This is a genomic window from Bradyrhizobium sp. USDA 4341 (assembly GCF_054063755.1).
In genome coordinates, this window is record NZ_JBSSGO010000002.1 from 6830339 (window position 1) to 6846640 (window position 16302).

Sequence of the window (16302 nt, forward strand, 5' to 3'; positions counted from 1 at the left end):
TCAGTTCTCTACCGGCTCGCTCAGCCATTGACGGACGATGGAGACGGTTTCGTTCGGATTGCGCTCGGCGAGTTCGCCGACCCGGTGCACGGCCTGGGCGTGGACCTGGCCCTGGATCTGGGCGACGTCGATCAACTGTGCCGCGCCGCTGCTGCTCGGGATCAGCGCCTGGCCGGATGCACCGGCGCTCTCGGCATGGGCTTCGGCCAGTGCGGGCAGGCCCGCGCCGCCGCCGAGCGCCGGGATCACGTCTGCCGCCACGATGCGCTTGACCAGCGGGCGGACCACCATGAACAGCACGACGAGGCCGAGCATCATCATGACGCCGAGCTCGATGACGTACATCACGTCATCCTTGGTGAATTGCAGCATGCCGAGCAGGCCGGTCGGCTCTGGGATCGGCTGCGCGGTCGGCGGCTCGGCGAAGCGGAGGTTGACGACCTCGACCTGGTCGCCGCGCTTCTGGTCGAAGCCGATCGCAGAGCGGACCAGGGCGGCGATGCGGTCGAGCTGCTCCTTGGTGCGGTCCTGGTAGACCATCTCGCCTTTTTCGTTCTTGGCGTAGGCGCCGTCGACCAGCACCGCGACCGAGATGCGGTTGACGCGGCCGGCCTCGGTCACCTCGGTCTTGGTGGTGCGGGAAATCTCGTAATTGTTGGTTTCCTCGCTCTTCTTGCTCTGGTCGCGGGCGCGGGCGGCGTTGTCCTGGTTCTGGTTGCCCGGCAATTCGTTGTTGACGGTGACTTGGCCGGAATTGTCGGCGGTGAGGCTCGATTCCTCGCGGGTCTGGGTCGAGCGCAGCACGCGGCCTTCGGGGTCGAACTTGTCCGAGGTCTGGGTGATCTTGTTGTAGTCGAAGTCCGCGGAGAGCTGGACGCGGGCGCGCCCGGCGCCGACCACCGAGGAGACGATGTCCTCGACCTGCTTGCGCATCCGCTTTTCGAAGGCGGCGCGTCGCTCGTCGCCGACCGCGGCATCGGCATCGGATTGGGCGCCGTCGGCGAGCAGCTGGCCGGCCTCGTCGACGATCGAGACCCGCTGCGGCTTCAGCCCGTTGACGGCGGAGGCGACGACGTGGCGGATCGCGCGGATCTGCTGCGGCTCCAGCGCGCCGCGCACCCGGAGCACGATCGAGGCCGATGGTTCCGGCGTCTCGCGCGAGAACAGCGGCTTTTCCGGCAGCACGAGGTGAACGCGCGCGGCCTGGACGCGGTCGATGGCGCGGATGGTGCGGGCGAGCTCGCCCTCCAGCGCCCGCAGATGATTGATGTTCTGGACGAAGCTCGTGGTGCCGAGCGCGTCCGACTTGTCGAAGATCTCGTAGCCGACGCCGCCGCCCTTGGGCATGCCGCCCTCGGCGAGCTTCATCCGGAGCCGCGTCACCTTGTCCTTCGGCACCATGATCGCGGCGCCGTCGCTGCGCAGCTCGAACGGGATCGCCTGGCGCTCCAGCTCCTTGATAATGGCCGAGGAATCCTCGGTCGACAGGTCGGTGAAGAGGGTGGTCATCTGTGGCGTGGTGACGCGCATGATGACGAACGCGAAGAAACCGATCAGGGCCGCGGTGACCGCAACCATGGCCGCGAGGCGGGCCGCACCAAGACCTCTGAAGAAAGCAACCAGACTTTGCACCAACGGCCCCCAGGGATTCGGCCCACGCGGGTCCGACTGGGCAAATATTGCCTAGGGTATGGTTTCCATATGGTTAACGAAGGTTAAGAACCGCGGCAAAAACGCGGACATGAAAAAAACCGGCTTCGCAAAGCGAGGCCGGTTTTCGTCAAATACCACTCTTTAGGAGAAACTTACTGCCGGTACTGCTGGATACGTGTGGTGCGCAGTCCGGCCAGACCATGCTGGTCGATGGAGAACTGCCAGGAAAGGAACTCATCGACGGTCAACGTGTAGCGGCTGCAAGCCTCCTCAAGGGAGAGCAGGCCGCCGCGGACCGCAGCGACGACTTCGGCCTTGCGGCGGATGACCCACCGCTTGGTACCGGGGGCCGGCAGGTCCGCAATCGTTAACGGGCTGCCGTCAGGCCCGATGACGTATTTCACCCTCGGGCGATGGGGTTCTGTCATGGCGTACTCACAAACTCTCAACCACTGAACTCGCGATAGGTAACCTACGCCCACCGGTTTAAAATTTGCCTAAGCCCAAGCGTTCAATACGAATCTCGTTGGAACGGCCGGGAACAGGGCGGCGGACGGGGCGCTTGGGAGCCGCGCGGTGCCGGTTGTGGGCCTCTTGTCGGGCAGCGGAACAAGCTGCATCCCTCTCCCTAACCCTCCCCCGCAAGGGGGGAGGGAACCCGTCCGCCAGTGCGTCCCTCACATGTAATTGGGTTGCTCAACGTGAGATGAGCACACTTATCGGGCTCCCTCCCCCCTTGAGGGGAGGGTTGGGGAGAGGGGTGGCCCCGGGCGAGATGATCAATTGAAACTCGCTTTCGCAATCTCGTCGCGCGTCACGACGTGTGACGAAAGATTGCCGGACGGACCGTCATCACTTCTCTTTGACAACAGCGTAGCGCCGTAACGACGCGCTCTCCCTTGCGTAGGAGTCGTTGTCCGCTCACCGCAGGTGGGCGCGTTTCCCAATCACTCCATCCGAGCACTTGTCATGATGATGAACAGACGCACTTTCTCGACCGCCTTGCTTGCCGGAGCGGCAGCTTCGCTGGTGTCCTCGCGCGGCATCGCCGCAACGCAGCCGCCGGTGAAGGCGCGCAACGTCGTGCTGGTGCACGGCCTGTTCGCCGACGGCTCGTGCTGGTCCGAGGTCATTCCGCGCTTGCAGGCCGCGGGGCTCAATGTGACATCCGTGCAAAATCCGTTGACCACGCTGCCGGAAGCGGTCGCATCGGCGCAGCGTGTGCTCGATCGCCAGGATGGCCCGACCGTTCTGGTCGGCCATTCCTTCTCCGGCATGATCGTCACCGAGGCCGGCGTGCATCCGAATGTTTCGGCGCTGGTCTATGTCGCCGCGCGCGCACCCGATGCGGATGAGGACTACACCGCGTTGGCCAAAACCTACCCGACGCCGCCCGCGAGCGCCGGCATCGTGTTCGATGGCGACGAGGGCCGGCTGAGCGAAGAGGCGTTCCTGCGCGATTTCGCCGGCGACATCCCGGAAGCCAAGGCGAAGGTGCTCTATGCCGTGCAGCAGCCGTTCCACAAGCAATTGCTGGCAGGCAAGACCAGCCACGCGGCCTGGCGCAGCAAGCCGAGCTACTACGCCGTCTCGGCCGAGGACCGCACGATCAATCCGGATCTCGAACGCTTCATGGCCAAGCGGATGGGCGCGACCACGATCGAGGTGAAGGCCAGTCATCTTGCGCTGATCTCGCAGCCCGAGCCGATTGCGCGGCTGATCCTCGAGGCCGCGGGCCGGTCGGAGTGAGTGTCGGCGGCAAGCGTGCTTCGGCAGCGAACTCCGTTTCGCCTCTCCCCGCGTGTGGGGAGAGGTCGGAATGGTTGCGTCGCGAATGCGTGTGCGGCCGAACGTGGCAAACAGCCGATGTCCGGCACGATCCAAATTTCATCAAGGGCAGTACGTCGACGGAGCGGTGACGGCTCTCAGCTGTGCATCAAGAACGGTCCTGCGTGCGCGATCCTCAACCTTCTGATTTGTAGCGGCGGTGGGCATTTTCCGATCAACTGCGCCCACCACAGGCTTGCGCTTGGTGCTGAGCGCGTTCAGGAGCGCCGCGACGGCGGTCATCATCAAGACGCCGCCGAGACTGAGCGCGATCTGCATCGCAGGCCGGTTCGAGATGTTGAACAGATCAAACTGGCTGACCAGCGCCAGGAGGACGCCGAGGCAATAGATCGGTAGCGAATTCTCGCCGCAGCACCGCGCGCCACGCAGCATCGGCGTCGATAGTCCTCGCCAACCCGCGGGAACGAGCCATGACGCCACGATCGCGAGAGCCAGGAAATGCAGCAGCCGCAACGGGCTCAGATTCGATTTGTCCAATGGAAATAGCAGGTCCGTCAAAGCCTGCGGCACCACCGGCTTGACGTGCTGGCCGAGTGCAAGAACCAGGCTCATCGCGAGAAAGAGAGTGGAAAGGACCAGCGCAGGGCGCGACGTTATCCAATCCCGGATTGTGTTCCCCTCGATGACGTACCATGCGCCCAGTACGACCAGAAACTGCCATGCCAGCGGGTTGAAGAACCAGACGCCGTCGGGCCAGGCGGGAACGTGCCAGCCGAAGACGTGCACCAGCGCATAAAGCAACAGCGAAAGGCCAAGCGTCACGTTTGGTGCGCGCAGCAGCAGCCACAACAACGGTGCGAACAACACGTGGCAGATCACAAAGACTGGCAAGACATCGGTATTGACAGGGCGGAATTGCAGGATTGCGGCGTGCGCAAGCGTCGCGCCCGGACGCTCGAACAGAACCCGCGTATTGCTGTCGTCGGCGAGACGATCGCTGCCCGCGACGTAGACGAGCACGGCGCAAGCGAGCGCGAGCAAGAGAAAGGCGGCATAGATATCCCATCCCCGCCGCAGCGAACGGCCGATCATGCCTCTCCAGCCGTCACGCTGACGTGCTCCGCCGTAGGCCAGCGCGCAGGTCACGCCCGAAATGAACATGAATATTTCGGCGGCATCGCAGAAGCCGTAGTTGCGCAGCGTCAGCCAGCTTCCGACGTTATTTGGAATGTGGTCGAGAAAGATCCACCATAACGCGATCCCGCGGCAGACGTCGATGCGCGGGTCGCGGTCGGTCGATCTGAATTCCGGCGGAGTTTCGCCGATCAATCGCTTCGAGGTGTGGGTTCGGTCATGCATCTGTCGATCTGTCTGGCATGCGCACGGCCACGTCGGGCACAGCATCCATGGGATGCTGCGAGCGGGCGCGTGCCGGACCAGCCTCCGGTCAAGCCTTAGGATTGGACGCTCCAGCTACCCGAGGGTTGGCGGCGCTTTCGCCGGCCAGCCGCAATCAAGGGGCCCGGAACGATCGCCGTCTTCCGGCGGCGCCTGCAGGACTTCGCCGACGAGCGGTATCAAAAGCTGCTTTCGCATTTCGGCGAGGCGAGCACGACAGTACTCGTGATAAAGCATGTCGAATATGATGGACATGATCGAACGCCTTCCTGATCACTGAGGTTGACTTCCCACGTGACAGATTTCGACCATTTCAACCGGCGGCCAAAAGCCAACAGTGCCGCCGGCATTTTATGTCCGACAAATTCTGCTTAGCGATTTGGCCAAAGCAGCGAAATAAAATCGGTATCAGCAATCTTTCAAAAATGACCTGCCCGCGGCTCCGTAAACCGGATCAATTGCGAACAGGGGCATCAACTGCTCTACGCGCGTCGCCAAGGATGTCCAATGAATCCGATGGCGGCAATTACAGATAGAGCCATCACGACCGTCTCCTCCTAAGGGAGAAAATAAAGGCCGCGACTTTCCCGATCAGTATAAACGTAATATTCTGACCGGCACGTGAACCAGTTCACATCTGCATCGATCACAGGCAAATCAGACTAGCAGATCGATAGCATGGCTTCTTGGACTTGCGCGCACGACCCTGAGAAGGCCGGTGCGTGAATTGCAAAATGCAGACATTGAAAATGGTGTGCCGCAGCATTTCATCCTGATGCTCTGTGAAGGCTGGAGGTCCCATGCCTACGGACGCAGCCGATTTTGCATCGTATCGATTTTCGACGCGCGACCTTCCGGAGCGTATTCGTCTCCCTCTATGGCGCGAGCACTTTGGGCGATGCGTCGTGCACGCCGACATCGAGCCGCTGTCGAACACTCCGATCCAGGCCGATGCGTCGCTGCAGGCGATTCAGGGCCTGCGCATGCTCGCGCTAAAGGGCACTTCGATGCGCTTCAAGCGCTTGCAGGCGAACCTTGCCGATGGCGATGATTCCGTCGGCCTCATCTTCTGCTCTCCCGGCAGAAGTCAGCTATCGCAGCGCGGCCGCCAAGTTGAGCTTCGCGCGGGCGATGCAATCGCAATTCTGCATTCCGAGCCCGCCAGCGTTATCTATGTCGATGGATTGCAATTCGGTCTAGCGGTGCCGCGCGCGGAGCTTGAGCAGCGCGTATCGGGTGTCGAAAGCCTGGCCATGCGGCCGATTGGGCACCGAGCGGAAGCATTCCGGCTATTCGCGACATATCTGAAGTCCGTGCTCAAGGCGAGAGCACTGACCGCCCCGAAACTTCGTCATACGGTCGTGACTCACATCCATGATCTCGTCGCACTGGCGATCGACGAGTGTCCTGCCTTGGGCGAGAGCGGCGCGAGCGCCGTCGTGGCTGCGCGGCACAATGCAGCCCTCGACTACATCACCATACACTTTCAGGAGCCTGGGCTCAGCGTTCAAACGGTCGCCCGTTGCCAGGGCATCTCGCCGCGCTATCTACAGCGCCTGATGGCGTCGTCCGGAACGTCGTTCACCGAGCGCCTGAATGAATTGCGTCTCCAGCGGGCGCTCGAATTGCTAACCGGGTCTCACGCCGGCCGTCAGCGGATTTCCGATATCGCGCTGGAGGTTGGTTTCTCGGATGTTTCGCATTTCAACCGCTTGTTCCGAATTCGCTTCGGCGATTCTCCGCGCGGCGTTCGGCTTGCCCGAAAGGCGGCCAGCTGCGCCGTGCTAACGTGATCGGCACGTGCATGCCCGCCTTTATCGCGGGGGTGCCGGCCGCCAGGACAGGTCGTCGGACCAAAGGTAGATCGCGATCGCTGCCAGGCACAAGGCGATGCCGATCCAGAACACCGGCGAGTGATGGATGGGTCGTCGATCGCTAGGAGCTCGCTTCATTCGATCAACTCATTGCGCGGGAGTATCGAGGTCGGCGCTATCTGGAACCGAGAGTGTCGCTCAGGCAGGCCGCTCCTTGCAAGACATCCCTTGCGAGAGCCCACGCCGCAGCTGACGCGGTTGCATCGGTTGCAAAGCAGAGTGAGCTAGCTCACGGCGCGTGCGCGCGTCACGCATCATTGTTGGGGCGTCGCATCGGAGCGACGAATGGAAAACGAAGGACCCCGACATCATGGCCAATATTGACCACAAGCAAGGCACCTATACGATTGCCGCCAATGCGAGCCAGCCGTTCACCTTCTGGTGGGGCAAGGATTCGAAAGCGCCGAACGAGTTTTTCGACGTGTCGATCGCGCCGCATTTCGAGAAGAACCAGACCTCGATGGAGCCCCTGCACGAAACCGACCGGGCCGTGTACTGGGATCACCGCGGCGGTGTCGGCGTCGTCCTGATCCTGACCTTGCAGAATCGCAACAATTTTCCGGTGACGTTCGAGGCCAATCACGTCCGCATCTATTGATGCGGCGCGCACATGGAGCGGGCCGCGCCGGTTGCGCGGCCGGCGCAGGCCAGACCTGTCAGCCTTGACTGGCGTTCGGGGTTCGTGAGCGCGGCGAGACAGCCTCGCACCCGGTCATTCCACTCCGGCTGCGTTGCTACTCGCCGGCAGTCGGCGGCAGCCGTTCCCGAAGCGCTGCGATCTCGAGCATGACGGTGATGGCGATGGTCCTGAGGCGCGCATTCTCGGTCATTGTCTCGGCAAGCTGCGGGTGGGGTGCCCCGGCATGGCTTGGAGTGGTCTGGGCGCGTTCTGGCGGTGTCGGGCGTGTCGGGGTCACAGGCTAGCTCTTGCCGGCGGTCAAGGCGCGCAGCCCGGGCAGCTGCGGAGTTTCAGGGCGGAAGCGGCGTTCAAACGCGGAATATGAAGATAACGTCCGCTTGCTTACAGGAAGCTGACGTGTCGCAATTTATTGCTGTTTATGTCTGCCGATGTTGCTTGGGAAGCATAGGGCCTTGGCACTGATTTGCCCGCCGGCGAAAGCCCCTGGCGCAAAAATATTTCGCTTCATCCGAAATGCAACTCAATGTATGGTTCGCCCGTCTCACCTGATCGAGGGGCGCTGCGCATCGTCACGGGTGTTGCGGTGAGATGCGGTGGACGCTGATCGCGCAGTCGACGAATGCGGGTGAAGCGGACGGTGAAGTCGTGTGGTCCTGACGCCCTAGGGGCCGGTGTCTCCCGCGAGATGCGAAGCATCTTCGCGAGACGGTGACAACCAAGCCCAGTCTCGCCGGGGAGAGCACGAAATAAGCTGTAACCCATCGCGCAGGGAAAGCCGGGTTGCTCCGGTTACACCTGTGGTCCTACCCCCGAGCTTCCTACCATTGCTCGGGGCCCATGGGTGCGATCGGCACCCGGCTTTCCCTGCGCCCTCTGCGAGAGGAGAGGGCGGAACGAGAAGCAAAGCTCGGACGATTCACGTCGCGAGGATGCGGATGTGTGACTTACAGGCCATGCCGCATATTCAGTGTCGTCCCTGCGAAAGCAGGGACCCATAACCACCGAAGTTCTTTGTTGTGCGTTGCTGCTATGACGAGTCCCGTCAACAACACCCGCCGCGGAGTTGATGGTGTGGACGGCCCCCTACGGCATCAGTGTGCCAGAATGAGGTTGTCTAGATCTCATACATGGGAGCCGTCCGTGAACCAGATTATCCGCATTGGGATGGATACGTCGAAGCATATTTTTGTACTGCATGGGGTTGATGCGTCCGAGCAGCCGGTCTTACGCAAGAAGCTTTCGCGCAAACTCGTGCTGGAGTTCTTCGCCAAATTGCCGCCGACGGTGATCGGGATGGAGGCATGCGGAGCTTCGCAATATTGGGCGCGAGAGCTTTCCAGGCTGGGCCATGAGGTGAAGCTGATGGCACCGCAATTGGTGAAGCCCTACGTGATGCGGAACAAGAATGACGGGCGAGACGCAGAAGGCCTGTGTGAGGCGATGAGCCGGCCGAGCATGCGCTTTGTGCCGGTGAAGAGCGCCGAGCAACAGGCTGCGCTGATGCTGACGGGTATCCGCGACGGACTGATCGCCCGGCGCACCCAATTGACCAACACGATCCGCGGCCATGCGGCGGAGTATGGCCTGATCGCGCCCAAGGGGCTGGAGGCGATCGAACCGCTGCTGGCGCGGATCGCGCAGGACGAGACGCTTCCCGCTCTGGCGCGCGAGCTGTTTGTCGTGCTGGGCCGGGAGTGCGCCAGGCTCGAGGGCGAGTTGGAGGTGGTTGAGGCCAAGCTGATGGCCTGGCACCGCGGCGATGCCACGGGCCGGCGCCTGGCGCAGATTCCGTCGATCGGTCCGATCATTGCAACGATGCTGGTGATGAAGACACCTGAACCGGGCGCGTTCCGCTCCGGTCGTCACTTTGCGGCTTGGCTCGGCCTCACGCCCAAGGACCATTCCACCGCCGGCAAGACCAGGCTCGGCAAGATTACCCGGGCGGGCGACCAGGACCTGCGCCGTCTGCTGGTCGTCGGGGCCACGGCGGTGATCCAGCAGGCCAAGCGGGGGCGCGGTCATCACTCGCGCTGGCTGCTGGCGCTGATCAAGCGTAAGCCGCCGAAGCTTGCGGCCGTGGCGCTCGCCAACAAGGTGGCGCGCATCGTCTGGAAGCTGATGGTGACGGGGGAGAGTTATGACGCCGCACGGCTGAATGCCGCGACGACGGGTACCGCTTAACAGATTGGCCGGCTGGCGGGCTCGCTCGTCAGCCGACCCGGAGCTGCAAGAGCGGATGGAGCGATCGATCGAGCAACGATGCGAGACAATCCGTGGGACCCATCGGCCGTCAACAGGTCGCGGAGTTGTTTGGAACTCGCATCGCGCAAACCATCTTGGCCAGCGATCTACTCGATCGCACCCAACAGGCCGGACATATGGATGCAAGCGATCCGATCTTGCCAAAAGGCTCTTGTGCCACGGGGGCCGTCCACATATGGGTCCCTGCTTTCGCAGGGACGACAGGTGTGTATGCGGCAACTCGCGACGCGCAAAAGCGCACGCGCAATTCCCGCGAAGCTGAAGGCCGTTGGATGCAGCGAAGCCTTAGCTGCTGCCCGTCGCGCCGCGCACCACGCGCTTGATCTTGTCGGTGGTGTAGGTCTGGCCGCCGATCGAGAGCAGCGGCGGGGAGGCGGTCAGGTCGACGGAGTCGACGACGCCCTGAATCTCGGTCGAGATAGCGAGGTCGTTGCCCTTGGAGTCCTTGCCGGTCGCGGTCAGCGTGTAGGTGCCGGCCGGCCATTGCGTGCCGTCCGTGCCCTTGCCATCCCAGACGAAGCTGGCGTTGCCCTGCTTCAGGTTGAAATTGCCGGAATAGGCGGTCTGGCCGGTCGCGCTGGTGATCGTGATGGTGGCGCTGGTGGCTTGCGGAGACACCAGATTCCAGGTCGCGGATTTGTTGAACTGCGTCTTGCTGCCGTCGACCGCGACCGTGTTGCCGACATAGACCAGCGCCTGGGTCGATTGCGCGCTCTTCTCGATCGCGATCAGCTGCTTGAGCTGATCGTTGGATTTCAGCTGCTGCTCGACGCCGGCGAACTGCACGAGCTGCTGGGTGAACTGGTTGGTGTCGAGCGGGTCGAGCGGGTTCTGGTGCTGCAACTGCGTGGTCAGCAGCGTCAGGAAGGTCTGGAAATTGTCGGCGATGCCCTGCGACGAGGTCGTCAGGCCGCTGCCGGTGCTGCTGCTTCCGGAGCTCGTTCCGTTGCTGGTGCCCGGTGCTGAGACGACCGGCGTCGGCATGGTTGCATCGACTGCCATGGTGAACTCCTTACACTCTGATATCGACGCCGCCGAGGGCGCCGGTTGCGCGGCCATAGGAGCGGCCCGCCGCTGCGGCGGGGACGCTGTCCTCCTCAGTGACGATCAAACGATGGGCGTTCGGATTGGACTGGCCGTTGTTGTTCTGGCCCGACTGCGACTGATCGCGCAGGCTGAACTGCAATCCGCCATTGCCGGTCGACAGGCCGGCATTGTCGAGCGCGCGCTGCAGCTGGTTGGCGTCCTGGCGTAGCATCGACAGCGTCTCCGGGCGTTCGACGGTGAGATGCGAGGTCACCTGGCCGTTGCGATCGACATCGATGCGGACATCGATGCGGCCGAGCTCGGCAGGATCAAGCCGGATCTCGAAGCGGCTCTTGCCACTCTTGGCGGAGGCGGCGATCTGCATCGCAAGCCCGCTGAGCGGCACGGCGGCGGTTTGCGCGGCGTTGGTCACGGTCAATTGCGCGGTCGCAGACGGCGTCGTCTGGCTGGCCGGCAATTGCGGCTGGAGTGCATTCGCCGCCTGCGCGCTGGGATCGGGCGTCGTGAGCTGGGCCTGCGCAGCCGCGTGGTCATCGGCCGTCGGCGTCGGCGCGGCATTGCCGTCGCCGCTTGCATCGGCCTTGATGGCATCGGCTGCGCCGTCCGCGGTGGCCTTCGCCTTGCCGGATACAGCCGCCGGCTGCGTGGCTGCGGGAACGATGCTGGTCGGAGCAGCCTGCGCGGTGTTGGCGTTGCCCTGCGCAGAGCCGTCCTGGCTGGTTGGCGTTGTCGCAGTCGCGTCCTTTGCAGCCACCTGTGCCTTGGCTGGCGTCGTCGTCTTCGTGGCGGGCGCTCCGGCGGCAACCGTGACGGCGAGTGCGGCATCGCCGGTCGCCGTCGTTGCGCCCGAGACTGTTGCGGCATCTGTCGTGATGACCTGTCCCTCGGTCTTGACCCCGGCTGCCTTGGCGACCTTGTCGGCATTCGCCGCGGTGGTCGCTGCCGTTGCGGTGTCGGCGCCGGCAGGCGCGCTGCTGCCGGCCGGCGCACCGGTGGCGGCGATGGCCGAGCTGGCCGCGATGGCGGCCGCCGCGATCGCAAGCGGTGCGGCCGGCTGGCCGGCTGGCGCGGTCGCCGCTGCCGGGTCAGTCGCCGCTGCGGCGGCGACGGGGACGGCAACCACGGCGTTGGCCGCCGCCGCATTGGATGGGTCCGGCTGCGGCACGGCTTGCGTCGTGGCCTTGTCGCCGGTGGATTGCGCATCGGTGCTCGACTTCGCGTCGTCCGATTTCGATTTCGACTTGGTCTTGGGTGGCGCGTCGCTGCCGCTATCGACCTTGTTGTCATCGCGCGAGCTGCCGGAATCCCGCGACGTCCGGTCGGGGGCCGTGCTGTTGTCGCGGGAGCGTGCATCGGTCGTCGAGGTCGAATCGTCGGACCGGCGCGCGGGCGACGGTTGGGCGTCGTACCTGGTGTTGTCGCTCGTGGACGCAGAATTGCTGTCGACCAGCGCGGCAAAGCCGTCGTTCCCCGCCTGCGATGCAGGATCGGGCCGCGGCGACCGCGGCGCCGCGCCCTGAAAAGACCGGCTTGCCCATGCTTCCGACGTCACGCTGACCACTGCCAACCCTCGCAAATGAGACTTCCGGCGTATTGTCAGCAAGGAGCGGGCCAATCATCGCGCGTTACAAATAGTGAGTTATTTCAATTGGTTAAGAGTTACGTGTGCGGCCTGGAACAGGTTCCAGAGAGGCCTCCTTTTTGCCCGGCGGCAAGATTTGCCGTCCGCGCACGGCAAGACACGGATTCCGCCGGATTGCCTCGCCGGAATACGGCCTATATTAAAGGTGGCCTCCGACGCGTCCCGAACCGACCGAATCGGCCTTGGACGCGTTCTAAGGCTTTCTGGACAAAGGCTTTTTCCAATTTCGTCGCGGAGCGCATAAGCTCGCCGCGACAGTGACCAATGACCGCTTAGAGATGCTCAACAGTCTGGACCTTGAAGGCCGCCCTGAAGACACACGGATCGTCGTTGCCATGTCCGGCGGCGTCGACTCGTCGGTGACGGCTGCGCTGTTGAAGTCGCAGGGCTATGACGTGGTCGGGATCACGCTGCAGCTCTACGACCATGGTGCTGCGACCCATCGCAAGGGCGCCTGCTGCGCCGGCCGCGATATCCACGATGCGCGCAATGTCGCGGAGCGGATCGGCATCCCGCATTACGTGCTCGATTACGAAAGCCGCTTCAAGCAATCCGTGATCGACAATTTCGCCGACAGCTACGCGCTCGGCGAGACGCCGGTGCCGTGCATCGAGTGCAACCGCTCGGTCAAGTTCCGCGATCTGCTCTCGACCGCGCGCGAGCTCGGCGCGCAGGCGCTGGCCACCGGACATTATGTCGCCTCGCGCCGGCTTGCCGACGGATCGCGCTCGCTGACTTGCGCGGCGGATGCCGATCGCGACCAGAGCTATTTCCTGTTCGCGACCACGCGCGAGCAGCTCGACTTCCTGCGCTTCCCGCTCGGCGACATGACCAAGCCGCAGACCCGCGAGCTGGCGCGGCGCTTCGATCTCGAGGTCGCCGACAAGCAGGACAGCCAGGACATCTGCTTCGTGCCGACCGGCCGCTACACCGACATCATCGGACGGCTGAAGCCGAATGCGATCGCGCCCGGCGACATCGTCGATCTCGCCGGCAATGTCATCGGCCAGCACCAGGGCATCGTTCATTTCACCGTCGGCCAGCGCAAGGGCCTCGGCATCGCCTCGGGCCATCCGCTCTATGTGGTCAAGCTCGATGCGGCGACGCGCCGGGTCGTGGTCGGGCCGCGCGAGGCGCTGCGGATGGATCGCATCGCGCTGCGCGACGTCAACTGGATCGGCGACGGCGCGCTGGATCGCGTGATCGGCGAGGGTATCGAGATCTATGTCCGCGTGCGTTCGACGCGCGCGCCGCAGCCGGCATGGTTGCGCGCCACGGATGGCGGCTATGAGGTCGAGCTCGTCGCGGGCGAGGAGGGCGTGTCGCCCGGCCAGGCCTGCGTGTTCTACGACGCGGCCTCCGGGCAGGCGCGCGTGCTCGGCGGCGGCTTCATCAGAAGTGCGAGCGCGAGCCGCGCGGCGCGGGCCGCGACGCAGGATGCGATGGCGCCGCTGGCGGAAGCGGTTCGCGGCTAGACAGAAGAAGCATCGGGGCAGGGGAATGGCTGGGGACATCGACCGCGAGGGGGTCGAAAAGGCGTATGGCCGCTGGGCACCGATCTACGATCTCGTGTTCGGCAAGGTGTTCGATCAGGGCCGTCAGTCGACGATCGCGGAGGCCGACCGGATCGGCGGACGCGTGCTCGATGTCGGCGTCGGCACCGGGCTGTCGCTGTCGGAATATGCGCGCACCACGAAGCTGTGCGGCGTCGATATTTCCGAGCCGATGCTGCGGCGGGCGCTCAAGCGCGTGCGCGCGCTGGGCCTCAGCAATGTCGAGACGCTGGCGGTGATGGACGCCAAGCACCTCGCATTTCCAGATTCGTTTTTCGACGCGGTGGTCGCGCAATACGTCATCACCGCAGTACCCGATCCCGAAGCCACGCTGGATGATTTCATTCGCGTGCTGAAGCCGGGCGGCGAGCTGATCCTGGTCAATCACATCGGCGCCGAGAGCGGCCCGCGCCGCATCTTCGAGCTCGCCTTCGCGCCGCTGGCGCGGCGGCTCGGCTGGCGTCCGGAATTTCCGTGGGAGCGGCTGACCAATTGGGCCGCCAAGCATGGCGGCGTCAGCCTTGCGGAACGCCGGCCGATGCCGCCGATGGGGCATTTCTCGCTGATCCGCTTCCGCAAATCGTGAGAATGCGGCGATTTTGACGGGAACATCGGCGCGTCGTCACGGTTTTCTCGTCATGAGGATCAATCGAACGCTCGCGTTGTCCTGTGCCCTGATCATGGCGCCCGTCGTTGCCGCGGCGCAGGCGCCGCCCACGCCCGCCACGCCGCCGGCACAGACTGCGCCGCCGGCGCCGTCTCGCGCCGCCGCGAATTGCGCGCCGCAGCAGCCTTCGCATCCGGGTGTTGCGGTTCCGGAGGGAACCACCACCGGGCAAGCTTTGGGCGACAAGCTCGCCAAATCCGACGGCGTGCTATGTCCGCCGGCCGGCGTCGACCCCGAAATGCGTGCGCCGACCCCGCAAGGCGGCAACACGCCGGTGATTCCTCCACCCGGCAGCCCCGGTGGCGACCCATCGGTCAGGCCAAAATAGCCTCTATCTGCAATAGTTTGCGGTCTCGTCCGGGTTTGCTTGACAGGCGTGCGTGCCACTCTTTATATGCCGCGCGTTCGCACCCGCGGCTTGCATGCCGCCGATCGCGAGCCCATGGCGGGGTAGCTCAGCTGGTTAGAGCACGGGAATCATAATCCTGGGGTCGGGGGTTCGAGTCCCTCTCCCGCTACCATGTATCCCCCACTATTGTGGTGGACCTGAGGAAACACCTCACCGCCTATTAGGGTGGCGAGCTTGCCTTTTACTTCGACCTCGAAGCCTTTCCAGGGTCCCTTTGGGTGGACAGTGACGCTGTGCACGAGGGTCCGAAAATCTTGGACCAGGGAACCACGATCGTCCTCTGCCTTCGAATGGCCAGCCATTGTCTCGGCAAGCGTGTTCACCGTGCTGATGTAGCGATCCAGGGCAGCTGGGTGGAGTGCAACGGGGACCGGGGCTTCTTCAAGCGCGGCCATTTCGGCTTCGACGCGCAGCCGCTCTTCCTTTAGCTCCAAGATCCGCTGCTTGGCATCCTCCTCGGAGATGATGTATCTGATCACAAGATCAATATTGCGTTGCCGCTCGCCTTCGATCCGGTCACGCTTCGCCACCAGTCGCGCACGTACCGCGACCGCATCCCCCGCAAGCCGCTCTCGTTCACTGTTGTAGCTGCGCACGTAAGTCTCGATCAGCCGCGGATCTTTCAATTCCTCGGCCATGCCACTGAGCACAAGCCTTTCGATGTCGCGCAGATAGATGATCCTGCGATTCGAGCAACTCCCGCTTTCGCGAACCGCCGAACAGCGAATCCTGGTCTTTCCAGTCTTGTCACGGTCATGAACCGACATCCCCGATCCACAACCGCAGCGAAGGAGACCGGAGAGGAGATACGGCGCCCGTCGCTTCACGTGACTGGGCAAGTGGCTCTTCGCGGTCTTTAGAGCGTGAGCTTGCTCCCAAATGGCTGTTCGACGATGCGTACCTGGGGCGCCTCGATGCTCTGCCACTCATCACGAGGGTTCGGCCGGGATAGTCGCTTGCCGGTGTCGGGATCCTTGACCATCCGGACTTTGTTCCAGACGATCCGGCCGGCATAGAGTTCATTGAAGATAAGTCCGGCACCGCGTTGGGCGTTGCCATTGATCGTCGAAGCGTTCCATCGCCGGCCTCGCGGTGGACGAACACTTTCTCGGTTTAGATCGTGTGCGATGTCCCGGGGCGTTCTTCCCGCGACGTATGCCGCGAAAATGCGGCGCACGATCGCAGCTTCGTCTTCGACGATTTCAAGTTCACCGGGCTTGCCGGGAACTGCCCGATATCCATAGGCGCGTCCCCCGGCGTGTCGACCGTCCCGTATCACTCCGGCCATGCCGCGACGCACCTTCTTCGCTCCGTCTTCGCGCTGCATTTGTCCAACGAGGCCGCGAATTCCAATCAAGACCGAGTCCGC

Annotated in this window: 17 protein-coding genes and 1 tRNA gene; 9 read left to right on the plus strand and 9 right to left on the minus strand. The window is 63.7% G+C overall.

The genetic code is table 11. The features are described from left to right. Complete coding sequence (gene fliF / locus ACVIGB_RS38335; RefSeq protein WP_456724975.1) at positions 1–1578, minus strand: flagellar basal-body MS-ring/collar protein FliF; 1578 nt, start codon at positions 1576–1578, stop codon at positions 1–3. Between the two features lie 227 nt (positions 1579–1805). Then, positions 1806–2081 (minus strand): CtrA inhibitor SciP, encoded by a 276-nt coding sequence (gene sciP / locus ACVIGB_RS38340; RefSeq protein ID WP_002714638.1) that lies wholly within the window; start codon positions 2079–2081, stop codon positions 1806–1808. A gap of 541 nt (positions 2082–2622) precedes the next feature. Here sciP and ACVIGB_RS38345 point away from each other — a divergent pair. Beyond that, the gene (locus ACVIGB_RS38345) at positions 2623–3402 is read left to right on the plus strand and encodes an alpha/beta fold hydrolase (RefSeq protein WP_342726624.1); all 780 of its coding nucleotides are present in this window, start codon (positions 2623–2625) and stop codon (positions 3400–3402) included. Positions 3403–3543: 141 nt separating this feature from the next. Here ACVIGB_RS38345 and ACVIGB_RS38350 read toward each other — a convergent pair whose 3' ends face one another. After that, complete coding sequence (locus ACVIGB_RS38350; RefSeq protein WP_456718800.1) at positions 3544–4770, minus strand: OpgC family protein; 1227 nt, start codon at positions 4768–4770, stop codon at positions 3544–3546. Positions 4771–4914: 144 nt separating this feature from the next. Beyond that, positions 4915–5094 carry a hypothetical protein gene (locus tag ACVIGB_RS38355; RefSeq protein ID WP_342726626.1) on the minus strand — a complete coding sequence of 60 codons (180 nt, stop codon included), beginning with the start codon at positions 5092–5094 and terminating at the stop codon, positions 4915–4917. 545 nt (positions 5095–5639) lie between these two features. Here ACVIGB_RS38355 and ACVIGB_RS38360 point away from each other — a divergent pair. Beyond that, the gene (locus ACVIGB_RS38360; RefSeq protein WP_456718799.1) at positions 5640–6632 is read left to right on the plus strand and encodes a helix-turn-helix domain-containing protein; all 993 of its coding nucleotides are present in this window, start codon (positions 5640–5642) and stop codon (positions 6630–6632) included. Positions 6633–7023: 391 nt separating this feature from the next. Next, positions 7024–7311, plus strand: coding sequence for a hypothetical protein (locus ACVIGB_RS38365; RefSeq protein WP_456718798.1), 288 nt, complete (start codon positions 7024–7026; stop codon positions 7309–7311). A gap of 136 nt (positions 7312–7447) precedes the next feature. Here the strand turns inward: ACVIGB_RS38365 and ACVIGB_RS38370 are convergent, their stop codons facing one another. Further along, on the minus strand, positions 7448–7630 hold the full coding sequence (locus tag ACVIGB_RS38370; RefSeq protein ID WP_420966696.1) for a hypothetical protein: 183 nt from the start codon (positions 7628–7630) through the stop codon (positions 7448–7450). An 863-nt stretch (positions 7631–8493) separates the two neighbouring features. Here ACVIGB_RS38370 and ACVIGB_RS38375 point away from each other — a divergent pair. After that, positions 8494–9534 carry an IS110 family RNA-guided transposase gene (locus ACVIGB_RS38375; protein ID WP_456718797.1) on the plus strand — a complete coding sequence of 347 codons (1041 nt, stop codon included), beginning with the start codon at positions 8494–8496 and terminating at the stop codon, positions 9532–9534. Between the two features lie 366 nt (positions 9535–9900). On the opposite strand, the gene ACVIGB_RS38380 is transcribed toward ACVIGB_RS38375, so the two are convergent. Together ACVIGB_RS38380 and ACVIGB_RS38385 are read right to left on the minus strand one after the other, a co-directional pair. Beyond that, positions 9901–10617, minus strand: coding sequence for a flagellar hook assembly protein FlgD (locus tag ACVIGB_RS38380; RefSeq protein ID WP_092117260.1), 717 nt, complete (start codon positions 10615–10617; stop codon positions 9901–9903). A 10-nt stretch (positions 10618–10627) separates the two neighbouring features. Then, positions 10628–11827 carry a flagellar hook-length control protein FliK gene (locus ACVIGB_RS38385; RefSeq protein ID WP_456749282.1) on the minus strand — a complete coding sequence of 400 codons (1200 nt, stop codon included), beginning with the start codon at positions 11825–11827 and terminating at the stop codon, positions 10628–10630. Between the two features lie 40 nt (positions 11828–11867). Here ACVIGB_RS38385 and ACVIGB_RS38390 point away from each other — a divergent pair, with 40 nt between their 5' ends. The 5 genes from ACVIGB_RS38390 to ACVIGB_RS38410 all read left to right on the plus strand — a co-directional run bounded on the left by ACVIGB_RS38390 (position 11868) and on the right by ACVIGB_RS38410 (position 15045). Then, positions 11868–12182, plus strand: a complete 315-nt coding sequence (locus tag ACVIGB_RS38390) for a hypothetical protein (RefSeq protein WP_456718796.1) — start codon at positions 11868–11870, stop codon at positions 12180–12182. 400 nt (positions 12183–12582) lie between these two features. Then, complete coding sequence (gene mnmA / locus ACVIGB_RS38395) at positions 12583–13779, plus strand: tRNA 2-thiouridine(34) synthase MnmA (RefSeq protein ID WP_456718795.1); 1197 nt, start codon at positions 12583–12585, stop codon at positions 13777–13779. Between the two features lie 25 nt (positions 13780–13804). Next, entirely contained in the window at positions 13805–14443 is a 639-nt protein-coding gene (locus ACVIGB_RS38400) for a class I SAM-dependent methyltransferase (RefSeq protein ID WP_173640979.1), read from the plus strand. A gap of 52 nt (positions 14444–14495) precedes the next feature. After that, on the plus strand, positions 14496–14852 hold the full coding sequence (locus ACVIGB_RS38405; protein WP_456718794.1) for a hypothetical protein: 357 nt from the start codon (positions 14496–14498) through the stop codon (positions 14850–14852). A 116-nt stretch (positions 14853–14968) separates the two neighbouring features. Next, positions 14969–15045 (plus strand) — tRNA-Met (locus ACVIGB_RS38410). Here ACVIGB_RS38410 and ACVIGB_RS38415 read toward each other — a convergent pair. Next, positions 15002–15700, minus strand: coding sequence for a hypothetical protein (locus ACVIGB_RS38415; RefSeq protein WP_456724974.1), 699 nt, complete (start codon positions 15698–15700; stop codon positions 15002–15004). The genes ACVIGB_RS38410 and ACVIGB_RS38415 overlap by 44 nt on opposite strands. An 89-nt stretch (positions 15701–15789) precedes the next feature. Beyond that, entirely contained in the window at positions 15790–16290 is a 501-nt protein-coding gene (locus ACVIGB_RS38420) for a recombinase family protein (protein ID WP_456718793.1), read from the minus strand. Positions 16291–16302 lie beyond the last annotated feature (12 nt).

Excerpts from the sequence above, each read along its gene's own strand:
- fliF (WP_456724975.1), bottom strand. The coding sequence starts at position 1,578 with ATGGTTGCGGTCACCGCGGCCCTGATCGGTTTCTTCGCGTTCGTCATC.
- sciP (WP_002714638.1), bottom strand. The coding sequence starts at position 2,081 with ATGACAGAACCCCATCGCCCGAGGGTGAAATACGTCATCGGGCCTGAC.
- ACVIGB_RS38345 (WP_342726624.1), top strand. The coding sequence starts at position 2,623 with ATGATGATGAACAGACGCACTTTCTCGACCGCCTTGCTTGCCGGAGCG.
- ACVIGB_RS38355 (WP_342726626.1), bottom strand. The coding sequence starts at position 5,094 with ATGTCCATCATATTCGACATGCTTTATCACGAGTACTGTCGTGCTCGC.
- ACVIGB_RS38360 (WP_456718799.1), top strand. The coding sequence starts at position 5,640 with ATGCCTACGGACGCAGCCGATTTTGCATCGTATCGATTTTCGACGCGC.
- ACVIGB_RS38365 (WP_456718798.1), top strand. The coding sequence starts at position 7,024 with ATGGCCAATATTGACCACAAGCAAGGCACCTATACGATTGCCGCCAAT.
- ACVIGB_RS38380 (WP_092117260.1), bottom strand. The coding sequence starts at position 10,617 with ATGGCAGTCGATGCAACCATGCCGACGCCGGTCGTCTCAGCACCGGGC.
- mnmA (WP_456718795.1), top strand. The coding sequence starts at position 12,583 with ATGCTCAACAGTCTGGACCTTGAAGGCCGCCCTGAAGACACACGGATC.
- ACVIGB_RS38400 (WP_173640979.1), top strand. The coding sequence starts at position 13,805 with ATGGCTGGGGACATCGACCGCGAGGGGGTCGAAAAGGCGTATGGCCGC.
- ACVIGB_RS38405 (WP_456718794.1), top strand. The coding sequence starts at position 14,496 with ATGAGGATCAATCGAACGCTCGCGTTGTCCTGTGCCCTGATCATGGCG.
- ACVIGB_RS38415 (WP_456724974.1), bottom strand. The coding sequence starts at position 15,700 with ATGTCGGTTCATGACCGTGACAAGACTGGAAAGACCAGGATTCGCTGT.